Annotated in this window: 13 protein-coding genes and 4 pseudogenes; 9 read left to right on the top strand and 8 right to left on the bottom strand. The window is 40.7% G+C overall.

The window, feature by feature from the left end; genetic code table 11:
* Window positions 1-47: 47 nt before the first annotated feature.
* Window positions 48-1,269: pseudogene (locus tag FTU62_RS05440) on the bottom strand (acyl-CoA dehydrogenase).
* A gap of 246 nt (window positions 1,270-1,515) precedes the next feature.
* On the opposite strand from FTU62_RS05440, the gene FTU62_RS05435 reads away from it, so the two are divergent.
* The 7 genes and pseudogenes from FTU62_RS05435 to FTU62_RS05405 all read left to right on the top strand — a co-directional run bounded on the left by FTU62_RS05435 (window position 1,516) and on the right by FTU62_RS05405 (window position 7,585).
* Complete coding sequence (locus FTU62_RS05435; RefSeq protein WP_180102078.1) at window positions 1,516-2,451, top strand: LysR substrate-binding domain-containing protein; 936 nt, start codon at window positions 1,516-1,518, stop codon at window positions 2,449-2,451.
* A gap of 104 nt (window positions 2,452-2,555) precedes the next feature.
* On the top strand, window positions 2,556-3,257 hold the full coding sequence (locus tag FTU62_RS05430; RefSeq protein ID WP_180102077.1) for a Sir2 family NAD-dependent protein deacetylase: 702 nt from the start codon (window positions 2,556-2,558) through the stop codon (window positions 3,255-3,257).
* A 188-nt stretch (window positions 3,258-3,445) separates the two neighbouring features.
* Entirely contained in the window at window positions 3,446-4,390 is a 945-nt protein-coding gene (locus FTU62_RS05425; RefSeq protein ID WP_180102076.1) for an ABC transporter permease, read from the top strand.
* On the top strand, window positions 4,390-5,271 hold the full coding sequence (locus tag FTU62_RS05420) for an ABC transporter ATP-binding protein (protein WP_180102075.1): 882 nt from the start codon (window positions 4,390-4,392) through the stop codon (window positions 5,269-5,271). Before FTU62_RS05425 ends, FTU62_RS05420 begins: the two co-directional genes overlap by 1 nt.
* An 81-nt stretch (window positions 5,272-5,352) precedes the next feature.
* A pseudogene (locus tag FTU62_RS05415) lies at window positions 5,353-6,370 on the top strand (isopenicillin N synthase family dioxygenase).
* Window positions 6,367-7,248, top strand: a pseudogene (locus FTU62_RS05410) (hypothetical protein). Before FTU62_RS05415 ends, FTU62_RS05410 begins: the two co-directional pseudogenes overlap by 4 nt.
* A 7-nt stretch (window positions 7,249-7,255) precedes the next feature.
* A pseudogene (locus FTU62_RS05405) lies at window positions 7,256-7,585 on the top strand (multidrug efflux SMR transporter).
* A gap of 140 nt (window positions 7,586-7,725) precedes the next feature.
* Here FTU62_RS05405 and FTU62_RS05400 read toward each other — a convergent pair.
* The 4 genes from FTU62_RS05400 to FTU62_RS05385 all read right to left on the bottom strand — a co-directional run bounded on the left by FTU62_RS05400 (window position 7,726) and on the right by FTU62_RS05385 (window position 11,458).
* Window positions 7,726-8,526, bottom strand: coding sequence for a sulfite exporter TauE/SafE family protein (locus FTU62_RS05400; RefSeq protein ID WP_180102074.1), 801 nt, complete (start codon window positions 8,524-8,526; stop codon window positions 7,726-7,728).
* A 44-nt stretch (window positions 8,527-8,570) separates the two neighbouring features.
* Window positions 8,571-9,065: a flavin reductase gene (locus FTU62_RS05395; protein WP_180023652.1), complete on the bottom strand. Its 495-nt coding sequence runs from the start codon at window positions 9,063-9,065 to the stop codon at window positions 8,571-8,573.
* 104 nt (window positions 9,066-9,169) lie between these two features.
* Window positions 9,170-10,198 carry a methionine synthase gene (locus FTU62_RS05390; protein WP_078193780.1) on the bottom strand — a complete coding sequence of 343 codons (1,029 nt, stop codon included), beginning with the start codon at window positions 10,196-10,198 and terminating at the stop codon, window positions 9,170-9,172.
* A gap of 270 nt (window positions 10,199-10,468) precedes the next feature.
* A complete protein-coding gene (locus FTU62_RS05385) occupies window positions 10,469-11,458 on the bottom strand; it encodes a putative oxygenase MesX (RefSeq protein ID WP_180102073.1) in 990 nt (329 codons plus the stop codon).
* Window positions 11,459-12,082: 624 nt separating this feature from the next.
* Here FTU62_RS05385 and FTU62_RS05380 point away from each other — a divergent pair.
* Window positions 12,083-12,751 carry an epoxyqueuosine reductase QueH gene (locus FTU62_RS05380; protein ID WP_180102072.1) on the top strand — a complete coding sequence of 223 codons (669 nt, stop codon included), beginning with the start codon at window positions 12,083-12,085 and terminating at the stop codon, window positions 12,749-12,751.
* A 95-nt stretch (window positions 12,752-12,846) separates the two neighbouring features.
* Here FTU62_RS05380 and FTU62_RS05375 read toward each other — a convergent pair whose 3' ends face one another.
* From FTU62_RS05375 to FTU62_RS05365, 3 genes are read right to left on the bottom strand one after another with little or no spacing between them, the layout of a single operon-like run.
* A complete protein-coding gene (locus FTU62_RS05375) occupies window positions 12,847-13,869 on the bottom strand; it encodes an ABC transporter substrate-binding protein (RefSeq protein WP_180102071.1) in 1,023 nt (340 codons plus the stop codon).
* Window positions 13,866-14,063: a hypothetical protein gene (locus FTU62_RS05370; RefSeq protein WP_180102070.1), complete on the bottom strand. Its 198-nt coding sequence runs from the start codon at window positions 14,061-14,063 to the stop codon at window positions 13,866-13,868. Before FTU62_RS05370 ends, FTU62_RS05375 begins: the two co-directional genes overlap by 4 nt.
* A 1-nt stretch (window position 14,064) precedes the next feature.
* Window positions 14,065-14,514, bottom strand: a complete 450-nt coding sequence (locus tag FTU62_RS05365; RefSeq protein ID WP_180102069.1) for a ribbon-helix-helix protein, CopG family — start codon at window positions 14,512-14,514, stop codon at window positions 14,065-14,067.
* A 451-nt stretch (window positions 14,515-14,965) separates the two neighbouring features.
* Between FTU62_RS05365 and FTU62_RS05360 the strand changes: the two genes are divergently transcribed.
* Complete coding sequence (locus FTU62_RS05360) at window positions 14,966-16,048, top strand: putative zinc-binding metallopeptidase (RefSeq protein WP_180102068.1); 1,083 nt, start codon at window positions 14,966-14,968, stop codon at window positions 16,046-16,048.
* The last annotated feature ends 47 nt before the right edge of the window (window positions 16,049-16,095 follow it).

Below are 16,095 nucleotides of genomic sequence, written 5' to 3'. Positions count from 1 at the left end.
GTCTCTAAGGCACTCTATGCAGAGCGCCCTATTGATATTGAATTCAATTAGTTACTAAAAGCCGCGATGCCTGTTTGCGCACGACCTAAGATCAGTGCATGTACATCATGCGTTCCTTCATACGTGTTGACGACTTCGAGATTGACCAGATGGCGGGCAACACCAAACTCATCAGAAATGCCGTTACCACCCATCATGTCACGCGCAACACGGGCAATATCTAAAGCCTTGCCACAGTTGTTACGTTTAATGAGTGATGTGCCTTCTACAGCAGCAATGCCTTCATCTTTCATACGTCCAAATCGAAGCGCAGCTTGTAGACCCAAGGCAATCTCAGTTTGCATATCCGCCAATTTCTTTTGAATCAACTGATTCGCAGCTAAAGGTCGGCCAAACTGTTTACGGTCCATAGTATATTGGTGCGCTGTATGCCAGCAGAATTCTGCGGCGCCCATTGCGCCCCAAGCGATACCATAACGAGCACTATTTAGACAGGTAAATGGACCTTTTAAACCACGTACTTCTGGAAAAGCATTCTCTTCAGGGACAAAGACATTGTCCATCACAATTTCACCGGTAATCGATGCACGTAAGCCAACTTTACCGTGAATTGCTGGAGCAGATAGACCGTCCCAGCCTTTTTCCAAAATAAAACCGCGAATGTCACCCACATTACCTTCAGGCGATACTTCTTTCGCCCAAACAACAAACACGTCGGCAATTGGGCTGTTGGTAATCCACATTTTTGCACCCGTGAGACGATAGCCACCTTCGACTTTTTTTGCACGAGTAATCATGCTACCTGGGTCAGAGCCATGATCAGGCTCAGTCAGACCGAAGCAGCCAATGTATTCACCCGTTGCCAGTTTTGGCAGGTATTTTTGTTTTTGCTCTTCAGAGCCAAATTCATTAATTGGCACCATCACCAAAGAACTTTGAACGCTGGCCATTGAGCGGTAGCCAGAATCCACATATTCAATTTCACGTGCAACGAGACCATAACTAACATAGTTTAGACCTGCGCCGCCGTATTGCTCTGGAATCGTTGGGCCAAGTAAGCCAAGTTCGCCCATTTCTCGGAAAATAGATGCATCGGTTTTTTCATGGCGGAATTGTTCGAGTACACGTGGCTGTAAACGCTCTTGACAGTATGCATGCGCAGTATCGCGAATCATGCGTTCTTCTTCAGTTAATTGCTGTTCCAAAAGAAACGGATCTTGCCAGTTAAATTGTACTTTGGTTTTTTTTTACATTGACCATTTGATTCATCGCATCCTCTGCTTTTTCGGGCTTTCTTTGTTTTATTTGATGCTATGTGTGAAAAGTGATTCATTCAAACGATTAATTTGCATGTAGATATGCGCCTTTCGCATACCTGAGCTTTGTTCACGGCGTGTTAAGCACTTTAGCCACTGATTTGAACTGCGGATTGCTTTATTTATAGACTATAGTGGTATATGAAAATCATTCTTATATGCCATTTTGTGATACCTATCGATAAAAAGGACTTTATCTATGCGGCGCAATATTCCGTCTTTGCAAAGCTTAATTTGCTTTGAATCTGCTGCAAAACACGCAAGTTATACGCACGCTTCTCAAGAGTTATTTATTACTCAAAGTGCTGTGTCACGCCAAATTCAACAGCTAGAAGAATATCTAGGTGTCACGCTATTTAGCCGAACGCGTCACGGTGTAGATCTCACTGAAGCAGGCAAACAATATGCAAAAAGTATTAAACCCTTTTTGCAAGGTATCGAAAAAAGCACCTCTGATATCATGACGCACAAAGGCTTAGGCGGTACTTTAAAACTGGGCGTTGTGCCAACCTTTGCCACACGTTGGCTGTTGCCAAAATTAAATAAATTAAATGCACAGCATCCTGAAATTACCGTGCATTTGGAAACCAGTACCAAACCTTTTTTATTTAATGAAAATGTCTTTGACGCAGCTATTTTTGCAGGAACGCAACAGCAAATTGAGCATTGGCCTGGCATTCAAGCGCATTATTTAATGGATGAAGAAGTGGTTCCCGTTTGTTCCCCCAAATTGATTGAAAACAATTTTCCCCATGCGGAAATGACGGATGATCATAGTTTTAATTTAAGTGATGAAGAATTGCTTCGATTACCCTTATTACAGCAAACAACCCGTCCAAGTATTTGGCAAGAATGGTTTCAAGCCCATCAAATTCAGCATCCCAAGCCTTTCGATGGGCAGAGGCATGAACTATTTTCTATGCTTTCTGTGGCAGCCAGTCATGGCATGGGAATGGCACTGATTCCACAAATGCTGATCGAAGCAGAACTGAGAAAAAAAGAACTGGTGATTGCATCAAATAAAAAATTGCACGGTAGCCGAAAATATTATTTAGTCCACTCGAGCCAAGACAGTTCACCGCAAATACAAAAATTTGTCGATTGGGTGCTACAAGAATTGCATCAGCTGAGTTGAAGTAATCGCTATATTTTGAGTACAGTAAATTCGCTGAATTATTCGTTCAATACATGCAACCGTACGCAGTGGACTCATCAATTCAAATATAAGGCTAAATATCTATGCAAAAAGTTGTGGTGTTTTCAGGTGCTGGTATGAGCGCAGAAAGCGGCATCAATACCTTCCGTGACAGTGATGGTCTTTGGGAGCAGCATCGCATTGAAGATGTGGCCACACCTGAAGCTTGGGCACGCGATCCAGCTTTAGTACAGCGTTTTTATAATGAACGCCGTAAACATATTTTAACCGCAGATCCTAATGCAGCGCATAAATTGATTGCTGAACTCGATGATTTTTTTGATGTTCAAGTTATTACTCAAAATATTGATGATCTACATGAACGTGCAGGCAGTCACAATGTACTGCATTTGCATGGTAATATTCGCTACGCTAAAAGCTCTGGCCCTCAGGCTCCACACCCAGAAGAACTATTTAAAGTAGAAGGTTCAGATTTAAATTTAGATACAGACAAATGCCCAGCTGGTTATCCACTCAGGCCCCATGTGGTGTGGTTTGGCGAAGTAGTTCCTGCCTATGAAGATGCCAGTGTAAGTGTACAAACAGCAGATATTTTTATTGTGATTGGCACAAGTCTGGCAGTCTATCCTGTGGCTGGATTAATTCACGAAATCCCTGCCAACTGCCGTGCATTTTATATCGACCCGAAAGCAGACTATCAACGCGTACCTGAGCAGTATCAATTGATTAAAGCAGGCGCGAGTGAAGGAATGAAAAAACTTTTTTTACAATTGGTTGCGCCATAAAAGTTCATTTTGGCATCAGTATTGATCAAAAAAACTAATATTACCTGCTTCTTTTGCAGGCTTTTTGCTGTTTATAGCTTATCTAACTTGGCTTAAGTCCAATAAATCACGGCATACACGCGTTTGGCATTCAAATTGCTTAACAGTATTACGTTTTATTAAAAAAGTAATATTGGGGCTTGGTCAGTATGGGTTATGTCGCAAGAGAGCTCAGTCCGAAAAGCAAGCTATTGCTTGGCTTAGGATCATTTTTAATTCCTGTGCTCATTTGGTGTGCAGTGAGTTATTTGCCATATTTATGGCATCCGCAGGTGCAAATTACGCAGTCAGGCAGTGTGCCGTATTTTCAGGTCGATAGCCGTGTAGACAAAGCGGTGTTTTATGCCGAAGCGCAATCTGCGGTCAATGCAGGTTTAGCACCACCTCAAGGTAAACTGGTCAATCCAATCTATTTACCTGCACCGCACGAAGTAGCAAAAGCATTAGTTACGGCTTTTATAACTCCACCTGCCCAACCTGATGCCCCATGGTTTCATCAAAGCTTATGGCACAGTATTAAAATTGTGTTCAGCGCTTTTTTTATTGCCTCTCTCATCGGTATTCCGCTAGGTATTCTTTGCGGTTTTTCTCAAAAAATATCACAACTGACCGAACCCTTTGTTGAGTTTTTCCGCTACTTGCCCGCTCCTGCTTTTGGTGCATTAGCCGTTGCGATTTTAGGCATTAATGATGCACCTAAAATCGCCATTATCGTGATTGGTACGCTGTTTCAGCAAATTCTGATTATTGCCAATACCACACGGATGGTTGACCGAGGCCTGATTGAAGCAGGTTTTACGCTAGGTACCAATAAATTAAAAAGCTTATTTCATGTGGTGATTCCAGCGGCGCTTCCCGACATTTACCGCGACTTACGTGTATTGCTGGGCTGGGCTTGGACTTATCTGATCGTATCTGAACTGATTGGCACAACCTCTGGGATTACATGGTTTATTACCCAACAAGCGCGTTACCAAAACTTTGACAATGTTTATGCCGCTATCCTCATCATTGGGGTGATTGGCTTGGTGTGTGATGTGGTGCTAATGAAACTCGGTCAACGTCTATTTAAATGGAAAGCAGGAGCAAAATAATGAACAGCACAGAATTTAATGCCAGCACTTATTTCGATGCAATTTATGTACGCCCTGTCATTTTAGAAGCAAAAAAACTTACACAAAGTTTTAAACACGGCAAGACTGAGCGTACTATTTTAAATCAGTTGGATTTAAAGATTCATAAACGTGAATTTATCTGCGTGATTGGCCCATCGGGTTGCGGTAAATCGACCTTTAGCCGAATTGTGGCTGGACTTGACCCTTACAGTAGCGGTGAATTGCTGGTCGATGGCCAAGTCATTGAAGGCCCAAGCCCTGAGCGTGGCATGGTTTTTCAAGGTTACACGCTTTTTCCATGGAAAACGGTCAAAGAAAATGTGATGTTTGGCCCTTTAATGAAAGGTGCCAGCAATGCCTCGGCTGAATCCAGCGCCCGCGAATGGATTGATATTATTGGTCTAGAAAAATACCAAGATCAGTACCCGCATCAGCTGTCTGGCGGAATGAAACAGCGCGTTGCTATTGCCCGCGCATTGGTCAATGAACCCAAAATATTATTGATGGATGAACCGTTTGGCGCGCTTGACCCGCATACCCGTCAAAAAATGCAAAAACATTTAATGGATCTTTGGCAAAACATTGATATCACGATTATTTTTGTGACCCACGATATGGATGAAGCGATTCTATTGGCGGATCGTATTGTGGCGCTCAAAGCCAATCCTGGTGAAATTAAAGAAATAATTGAGGTCGATTTACCCCGTCCTCGTAATCCTGAACTCATGCTGAGTCCTGAATTTAAACAACTGCGCGAACGGGTGGATTTCTTGGTACATGCGCAGGAAGACGAGCTCGACCCAGCGATGGAAAACCTACCGAAAATTCCGCGTATGACCCAAGTCAGTACGCAAAAATAACTGGATTAATCCCTCTTCATCTTTAGGACGGCCTAAATGATGTACTACAGCGTTGGACGGCCAACATTATAGGAATTGAAGATGAATGAATCTTATGTTTTGCCACTTGTTGATATTTCAAAAATGCAAAGCACGGAATTGTCAGAGCGTTTAGAAGTAGCCTCTGCATTGGATCAATGCCTGTAAAGATGTAGGTTTTCTATATTTAAAAGGTGATCAGTTCAATTTTGATTTTGCGACATCACTGATTCAGGTGGCAAAGCTCTATTTCCAACAAGATACCGCCAGTAAAATGCAACACTATATTGGGCTGTCGAAAAATCATAGTGGCTATGTGCCAATTGGTGAAGAACAATTTGCAGGCAACAGCTACGACTTAAAAGAAGCCTATGACGTCAATTATGATTACCACGGCGAAACTACGGCATTTCCTTTGCTTGGCCCTACGTTATGGCGAGATGATGCCACATTTAAAAGTACCGTCAGTGATTATTACTGCCATTTACGCAGTATTAGTGAGCAGATTTTTCAGGCCTTTGCTTTAGCATTGAATGTAGATGAGCATTTTTTTGATTGCAAAATTACCCATCCGACCAGCCAGCTGCGTCTAATCCATTATCCCTATAACCCTGAAGTGAAAGACGCTGAAGGTATTGGCGCACATACAGACTATGAGTGTTTTACACTGCTCTTGCCGACTGCACCGGGTTTACAAGTATTAAATAAACAAGGTGAATGGATGGATATTCCTTTGATTGAAAATACCTTGGTGATGTATATTGGCGACATGATGGAAATTTTGTCGAATGGCAAATATTTGGCCACCAAACAACGTGTTAAAAAAGTCTCTGAAGAACGTTACTCCTTCCCTCTGTTCTGCGCCTGTAATTACGACACAATCATTGAGCCTGTACATTCTACTGACGCGCCAAAATATCAGCCCTTAATTGGGGGTGAACACTTATTTAACCAAACCGCGCAAACCTTTAATTATCTTAAAAAACGTATCGCTTCAGGAGAGCTGAGTCTAAGAAATGCTGTGCCTTTGTCCTCATTTGGTATGGATGAAAATACAGAAGTGCAAGGAGCAAGCGCATGAATCTATTTCAAGCTTTAAAACAGCTTCCAGCCAGCCAAGAGGTTTCAGGTCCTATTCCAGACTATTTATATGGTGCTTTTCGCCGTAAAAGCATTAGTTTTTCGAATGGATTAACGGATGAAAAAACCATTGTGTATTGATTTCAGTCACGTAGTTTCACCATCGATCTACCTTTAAAAAGCCAAGAAAATACGCCAGTGAATGAGCGTCAAGGCTGGATTGGAAATACTCTTTGGGATGCTGAACAGCAATTATTGTCTTGGGATGTTAAAGCACACTCAAATTATCAAAATTATGTGCAATGGCCAGAACCTGCAAAACTACATGCGATTGGCAACTGTATTTTGGAATTCTCTCCAAGCAATGTGTATGTCGAAGACTGGCGTCAGCAAGTTCATGAAGGGCTATTTTTAGGCCTGCGGTTGCAGTCAGCCCTCGATGTAGAAAGTCATGAACCATTGCAGATGGATGGCGGTTTAATTATTTGTGATAAGCATGTGGCCTTCGCACTGAGTCGTTTACCTGCAGATCAGCAAACAGTTGCCAGCATCAACATATCATCTGCACCAGCTGGGTATGAAGCGTTGATTGAAAGCTTTGAAGTATCCATCGCTGTAGATGGTCTGGATAAATACTATACAACGACTTCCTCTCAGCAAGATCAAGAACTTAAATTTGATCATTTTGAAGTTATTGATGAAACACATTTAATGCAAAACGTCATTATTAATGGTCAAGCAATACAGCTGATGTTCGAGGTGGATATTTATGTTCCACATTATGCATTTCAGCGTCGCACTGATACCACGACAGAAAGTACAGATTGGTTGCAAAATGAAAAACAGCACCTCTTGTACCATGCCGTAGAATGTCTATAGGAAATCAATGTCGTTTATATATTTGCTCATCGCAATCATTGCTGAAGTGATTGCCACGTCCGCCTTAAAAGCCAGCAATGGCTTTACTGAACTAGTACCGATTATTTTTACCGTATTGGGCTATGCCATTGCACTCTTCTTTTTAGGTTTGACCTTTAAATCGATTCCAATGTGATTGGCCTACGCCATGTGGTCTGCTGCAGGCATTGTACTGATTTCTTGTGTGGGCTGGATTGTGTTTAAACAAAATTTAGACCTGCCTGCCATGATTGGTTTGGCCTTTATTTTATTGGGTATTGTGATTATTAATGTTTTTTCTAAAAGCACAGAGCTTTGAAATGTCAGTTTTAAAATGAAGTTTTTAAATAATATCTCTGAAATTTTAAAGACTTAAATTGCTATAGATAAAAATGCTCTAGCTTGCTGTTGCACACTAGAGCATACGTTTCGAATGAAGCAACTGTGATCAGTCTGCTACTATAAAATGCCTTTCACTAGAAAAAAGCATCCAACAATACATAACAGCACAGCAAAACATTTTTTCAGTACTGCTGGTGAAAGCGCATGCGCAGTTTTCGCGCCATATTTAGCCGTAAAGAAACTCATCACACTAATGCCCAAAAAGGCATAGATATGAATAAAGCCAATGGTATTTGGAATTTCAACATGCTGCTGCATGCCAAAGAACATAAAGCCCAATGCCCCAGCAATGGCAATAGATAAACCGCAAGCGGCAGACGTCCCGACCGCTTTTTGCATCACCACGCCATTTGCCGTTAAATACGGCACCGTAATACTGCCGCCGCCAATGCCGAAGATGGCCGATGCAACGCCGATACCCGAACCTGCTGCAATTTGTTTAGCTGTAGATGGTAGTGTTTTATTTGGATCGACTGGCTTTTTTGCTCCCATAAACATGGTATAAGCCACCCAAAGTAAAAACACGCCGACAATCATTTGCAGATGTAAACCTGACAGCCAGCCTGCAATCCCTGCGCCTGCAAAACAGCCAATCGCCATAGACGGAGCTAAATTTTTAAATACAGGCCAAATCACAGCGCCATTTTTATTATGTGCCATCAATGAACTGATAGACGTCACAACAATCGTAGCCAAAGATGTGCCGAGCGCCAAATGCATAATCACATCGGGACTATAACCCATTTGGCTAAAAACAATATAGAGCAATGGCACAATGATAGTACCGCCGCCAACGCCAAACAGCCCTGCAGCAAAACCAGCAAATGCGCCAATAATTAAGAAAGTAATGAGTTCCACGAAATATATACTTTTAAAGAGATGTATTAAAGAAGTTGACTGGTTTAAGCCAACTCCACTTGACCCACAGCATGATAAGCACGGTTGAAATACACCAGACTTTCTTCTTGCTGACTTTGCTTGATTGCAACCACACGGCACATAAACACACTGTGCGTACCCACTTCTTGAATCTGTTCAATCTGACAGTCAAAACTAACTAAAGCATCTTTTAATATCGGTGAACCTGTTTCTAATACAGTCCAAGAACCCAATTTAAAACGCTCTTCCGAATTGAATTTGCTTGAAGCAAAAGCATTGGAAATTTGCTCATGCTGTGCACCTAAAACATTGACAGACAGAACTTTATTTTCAAGAAAATGCGCATGAGAACGAGATGATTGATTCATACAAACCAGCAAAGTTGGCGGTGTATCTGTCACACTGCATACGGCTGATGCTGTAAATCCATGCATGCCTGCTTCACCCTCAGTCGTAATCACGTTGACTGCAGTCGTCAATAAAGACATTGCATTTCTAAAATCAGTTGCTTCAATCATCTCTTCAATCTCAATGGTCTATATGGCTTATCTCTTTCTCAGGTTTGGACAATAGCAAATTTAATTTCCTTATTGCCCTTACATGAAATTGAGTCAGCTCGAATTTATGCGGTCAATTCTTGGCGAATAATGGCAGCGCCTGCGCTTAGCGCATTTAGTTTGCCTTGCGCCACTTGGCGAGGTAAAGGCGCCATACCGCAGTTCGTTGAAGGATATAGCTTGTCGGCATCTACAAATTGCAATGCTTTGCGTAATGTATTTGCTACTTCTTCTGCTGTTTCAACTTGATTGGTTGCTACATCAATTGCACCAACCATGACTTTTTTACCGCGGATGAGTTCAATTAAATCCATGGGTACACGAGAGTTTTGACATTCAAGTGAGATGATATCCAGCTTCGATTGCTGCAGTTTCGGGAATGATTCTTCGTATTGGCGCCATTCATTACCCAAGGTTTGTTTCCAATCGGTATTGGCTTTAATGCCATAACCATAGCAAATGTGAACAGCTGTTTCACATTTCAGACCTTCAAGCGCGCGCTCTAAAGTCGCAATACCCCAGTCATTGACTTCATCAAAAAATACGTTAAACGCAGGCTCATCAAATTGAATAATATCCACGCCTGCCGCTTCAAGCTCTAAAGCTTCTTGATTGAGGATTTTAGCAAATTCCCAAGCCAATTTTTCACGGCTCTTGTAATGACCATCATACAAAGTATCAATCATCGTCATTGGGCCAGGCAAAGCCCATTTGATCGGCTGATTGGTTTGGCTGCGTAGAAATTTTGCATCATCAACAAACACTGCTTTCTTACGCGATACTTCACCAACCACAGACGGTACACTTGCATCATAACGATTACGAATACGCATCGTTTCACGCTTTTCGAAATCCACACCTTCAAGATGTTCAATAAACGTGGTCACAAAATGCTGACGGGTTTGTTCGCCATCACTGACAATATCAATGCCTGCATGGATTTGTTCATGCAAAGATAATTTCAACGCATCACGCTTTGCATCTAATAATTCTTCGCCTTCAAGTTTCCATGCTGACCACAATTTTTCAGGTTCAGCCAGCCAAGACGGTTTAGGTAAGCTGCCAGCAGTTGAAGTTGGGAGTAAAATGGCCATATTCGATCTTCTATCTCTATATTCTAAATTTTGCAAAAACCAAAAAGTTATCAATTGATTATTAAATTCATATTGAAAGTCCCTTCTCCCTATGGGATGAGGAGCATGCTCCGCAAGAGGATGAGGGAGCATTTCATATAAATCCTCTCCCTAACCCTCTCCTTTTAAGGAGAGGGAAATTTCTTTACGAAATAAATATTGATCACAAATTAACTGATGCATGAAACATATTCTTTAAAACAGCTGCTTTAAATCACAAGTGATTTATAATTAAGCTGCGGCTGCATTTTCAATACTAAAATTAGCCGCCCACTCATTCAGAATGTCTTTATATGGCCGGATAAAGTTCTCTTCTGTCCATTTGCCCTGTTTAACCGCCAACTGACCACGTTCAACACGGTCATACACAATACGAGTTAATGAGTAATCGCCAAAGCTTAAGCTTGGTTGATACACTAAACCTGCTGTCGCATTGGTATTGTAAATTTCAGGACGGTAGATTTTTTGGAAACTTTCCATGGTGCTGATCGCGCTGATCAGTTCGAAATCTGTATAGTCGCTCAGCAAGTTATTTGCTGAATAGAATGCCAATGGTGCAGTCGCATTTTCAGGTTTGAAGTAACGAACGCTTAAGCCCATTTTTGCAAAATAATCATCTGTACGGGAGTGATCATCATTGGTGTATTCCACACCTAAGATCGGATGCACATTTGCAGTACGGTAATAGGTTTTTGTCGTTGAAACACTTAAACAGATGACAGGCTGTTTTTTAAATTCAGCTTTAAATACCTCTGAATTGATCAAATGTTGATATAGCTTGCCGTGTAAATCGCCAAAATCTTCAGGTTTTTCATTGAACTTACAGCCGAGTGCTGGTAATACCACGCTGAAGTCATAGTCACGTACATACGATGAAAAACTGTTGCCGATCATGCCTTCAATGCGTTCATTGGTTTTATGGTCGATGATGGTGCTCTTTAAAGTTTCAATAAATGGGAAAGTTTGACCATTGCCTTCCACATCGAGTTCAGCCGAAATGATGTCAATTTCAAGTGAATAACGATCTGCATTTGGGTTGTCACAAGTAGCCAAACTATTGAAACGGTTATTAATCATTGCCAAAGTACGGCGCAGATTCTCTTCACGGTGTTCACCACGTGCCAAATTGGCAAAGTTCGTTGTTAAACGTGTATTGTCAGCTGGCTCATAGTTTTCATCAAAGCGGATACGTTTGATTGAACATGCAAATTTATGACTCATGGAGATTCACTACCCTAAAATTAAAAATAATCAAAATTTCTGTATGAAGTAATTTATACGTGAAACTTAAGATGAATAAAAATGATTTAACCTCAACTCAAAGTGAGATAAATTCATGTTTAAGATTTAAATAGAATGAATTTTCTTCAACTATGCATCATTCAACTGGCGATAAAAAAACTGCCACCCAGGTAGAATTTAAATTTTATTTAATATAAATAAGGGCTTAAAAAAAATTCAATGAAAATTTTTTCATTCAAACACACATCTGAAATGTGTCGAATCGTACAGATTGGCTCAAAATCTCCACTCTCAAAATTCAGCGGATTTATTCATTAGGGTGAATTTTTCTAACTTTAAAATGAAAAAAGATCAAATCACTAATTGTTTTAATATTGAATCTGTAACACTAATATACTTTTGTCCTGAGCTATAAAGTTCTTAAACCTTGCCATAAATAGATTAACCAAAAATGAAATCAGCATATATTCATGTCGTTTCAGCTTTTTAGACAATATGCTGAATATGACTCAACTTGTACCTAGAAAAAATTAGCATATTCGAGCTTTGGTATGTTAAGGAATCGCTAAAATATTCGGTTTATACTTATACCTTCTTAAAATCATGTCTAATAAATTAGAACGTCAGACACTGACTCTCCCAGCAGGTCATGACAAGCTTTTACTCCACTCTTGCTGTGCACCATGCTTTGGCGAAGTCATGGAAACATTAATTGAATCAGGTATCGATTTTTCAATTTTCTTTTACAATCCCAATATTCATCCTGTGAAAGAATATGAAATCCGTAAAGAGGAAAATATCCGCTTTGCAGAAAAACACAATATTCCGTTTATCGACTGTGATTACGACACAGACAATGGGTTTGCTCGCGCTAAATGTATGGAAAATGAGCCTGAAAAAGGCATTCGTTGCACGATGTGTTTTGATATGCGCTTCGAGCGTACTGCACTTTATGCGGCAGAACATGGTTTTAGCTTAATTAGTAGCTCACTGGGAATTTCACGCTGGAAAAATATGAAGCAGATTAATGACTGTGGTCATCGCTCCGCTTCACATTATGAAGGCATAAGTTATTGGGACTATAACTGGCGTAAAAATGGTGGTGCTGTGCGTATGCTAGAGATCAGTAAAAATGAGGAATTTTACCAGCAAGAATATTGTGGCTGCGTATATTCACTGCGTGATACCAACCGCTGGCGTATGAGTCATGGCCGTGACCGTATCAAACTGGGTGTAAAGTTTTACTCAAATGCCATGGATGAAGAAGCTTGAGTTCTGCACTTCATTATTTTCATTGATATTAAATTGATGTTGTTAGCCCTGAAGCATTTATACTGTTCAGAGCTTATTTTTATTTACGTTTCAACTTATTTCAGTTCTTCAACCAATGTTGGATAGATTGATCCATCGACATCCATTTCAGTTTTATAAATGCCATTAGCAACATTAAATTTATTTACGTGGTAGCTAGAACCATAAATCGAGTCAAAACCAATTCCTTTTTTAAAGACTTGTTTGTTGGCAGCTAAATCCAGTAAATGTGTGCCTCCAATAAACTGTTCATACTGTGCAGGATCAACGCCGACACGAGTAGACATGATTTTCACTGCATCGGCATGTGTTGCAGGGTCGTTGATGTATTTAACAGTTTTATCCCAAACTTGAATGATTTTTTTCCATTCTTCTTTGTTAGCAGATAAATGCGTCATGTTGACGGTTAATGTGTCATAAATCAGACCGGGTTTATCTTTCGATGTATAAATAATTTTAGAGCCAGCAACAGCTTTCAGCGCTTGATTTGCGACTGGTTGCCACACGGCAATCGCTGCTATATCAGGACTTGCAAATACTTGTGGCAGCTCGTTGGTCGTGGTGTTGACCAACTTTACTTCAGACGCTTGAATTTTTGCATCATCCAACGCCGTCGTCAAAAGCAAATGATCAACCAAGCCTTTTTCTGTTGCGACACTTTTTCCTTTTAAATCAGCTAAGCTATTGATGCCATCTTTAGCAATGATGACATCATTACCTGCAGAATAGTCCGTCGCCATAATCATGACGCCTTTTGTGCCGCCAGAACCTGTGACTAAGTTGTCACCATTGGTGACCAAAACGGCATCCAACTGATTAGCCGCAAATGCAGATAGTGAGGCTGAATAATCAAACCATTTAAAGTCCACATTGACACCGGCTTCTTTTAACCAGCCTTTTTCAATAGCAACCTGCCATGCGACAAAACCAGGCCAGTCGCTATAGCCGATCGTAATGGATTTTGTATTGACTGTGCCTTCTGCTTGCGCGTTTGGTTCAGGTGTTTTGGCTGTATTGTCACACCCCCCCAGTAAGATAGCGGTCACAACGGATGCAGATAAGCAGGCTTTTTTGATCATAGTTCGATTTCCCCGATGGTATTACAGTTAAATTTGGTATTGGTGTTCAAAAACGATGGTGTATTCGGATTACTGACAGATTGAGCATTACGCTTTGCACGATTTGGTCTATGGTTGGCTGCATTAGCATGTGCTTGCTTTTGGTTTGTGATTTGATCTTTAAACTGATCTTGTGATCGATATAATTGGCCCATTTTAAACTCCTAAATCCTTTGCATTTTGCGGAATTGGCGGCATTACAGCGTCCATCAACTCCAAATGTCCTTTAATCACACCCTTAAGTGCTGAAAAATGCTGACTGATAACTTTGAGCTCTAAACTGACGCCTTGCAGAATCATGACTTCTAAAATTTTGTGGTCATCGAGTTGAATATGCAGCGAACTCACCACTTGTTCTAAAAACTGCTGCTGTAAATCTAAAAGCTGAATTCGTAGCGCCGTACTACTTGCGTCATAAAGTAAGGTAAATGTGCCAACCATCACTTCGTTGCGCTGCTCCTGATCGGCAATCAGATGCTTATTGATCATGTCGACAATGGCCTGAGAACGGCTTTCATAATGCTGATCGACAATTTTTTGGTCCAATGAATCGACTGTTTTTTCAGGCACTGTAATACTGATACGCGCCAGCTTTTGTTTAGGCACTGTTTTTCCTTATTTTTTTTTGCTGAATATAGAAACCCGCACGGGCGCTCAGTAACTCAATAAAAAATTGCTTTAATTGATGCAGAAATGTTGCAGATTGATGGCGGTTCATATGCATCTCCTGTTTGAGTAATACAAAATATTTATTTCGTAATATCGATAGAAATGCAGAATCTGTGCCAAGTGAGAAATACAAAAAATGATCGATTATTTTGTTCTTTTAATTTTCTTATAGATTTTATTGTTCATCATTTGTGCAACAAGTGCACTCATAGCGACTCATTTGCACTATTGCTGCGATGGGTGATTTTCTGAAGGCTATTTCTAAAGCTTATTGGTCTTATTAACCGAGAACATTGACAGACCCGCAACAAACTCGAAGTGCAATTTATTTCATCAACATTGAACATCATTTATACTGATTAAACTTTCTATTCATCACTCAACGCCTATGAAGTATTTCAGCTGCGCGGTCTGTTCTAACCAAATCTTTTTTGCCAATTCACACTGTGTCAATTGTCAGACTGCGCTGGGTTATATTGCCTCTGAAAAGCAAATGGGCTGTTTTGACAAGCATAGCAGTACGTTATGGCTTGCGTTAAATCCTGAAATAAAGGGAAAACGCTTTAAACCTTGTCATAATTATCAACATCATCAGGTTTGCAACTGGATGGTACCTGCCGACAGTGAGGAAATTTATTGTGAATCTTGCTTGCTCACGCACACCATCCCCAACCTAGATAATCCAGACCATATTGTGTACTGGGCACGATTGGAACATGCCAAACGGCGTTTTTTGTATTTAATGCAGCAACTGAATACCATGCCGCGTCCTAAACGCAGTCAAGATGACCGTTTTGGGCTGCGTTTTGATTTTCTCATGCCAACAGAAAATACACCTGTCATGACCGGTCATGCCAATGGCATTATTACCTTAAATGCCAGTGAAGCAGATGTGATTTACCGCGAAACAACGCGTATAAAAATGGGTGAAAACTACCGTACACTTCTAGGTCATTTTAGACATGAAAGCGGTCATTATTATTTTGATTTGATCAAACATTTACACCCAGAGCTGATTGATGAATTTCGGGAACTATTTGGTGATGAACGACAAGATTATAGTGAAGCTTTGAAACGACATTATAATGACGGTGCGCCACAAAATTGGGCGGATTACTATGTCAGTTCATATGCCAGTACGCATCCTTGGGAAGATTGGGCGGAAACATGGGCGCATTATTTGCATATGATGGACACCCTAGAAACAGCCTACTATGCAGGATTAGTGGTCAAAACCAATAAGTCGGATTTGAATAATTTAGAACTGAAAGAAAACCCGATTGGCGCTCAGGATTTTGACCTACTACTGCAACACTGGATGACCTTGACCTTTAATTTAAATGCGTTGAACCGCAGCATGGGCTTAGATGATGCATATCCATTTACATTGTCGAATCCAGTATTGGATAAATTACGATTCATTCACCACAAACTGCTCAACATGACCTTAAAAAACCAGCAGCACAATTAGATTAAATTTAATACGTGATATTGTTTGAACCTCAGATCAACTTTTCT

The sequence above is a fragment of the Acinetobacter sp. YH12126 genome (assembly GCF_013418745.1).
GTDB classification, from domain to species: domain Bacteria; phylum Pseudomonadota; class Gammaproteobacteria; order Pseudomonadales; family Moraxellaceae; genus Acinetobacter; species Acinetobacter amyesii.
This window is presented reverse-complemented; position numbering and strand designations above follow the sequence as displayed.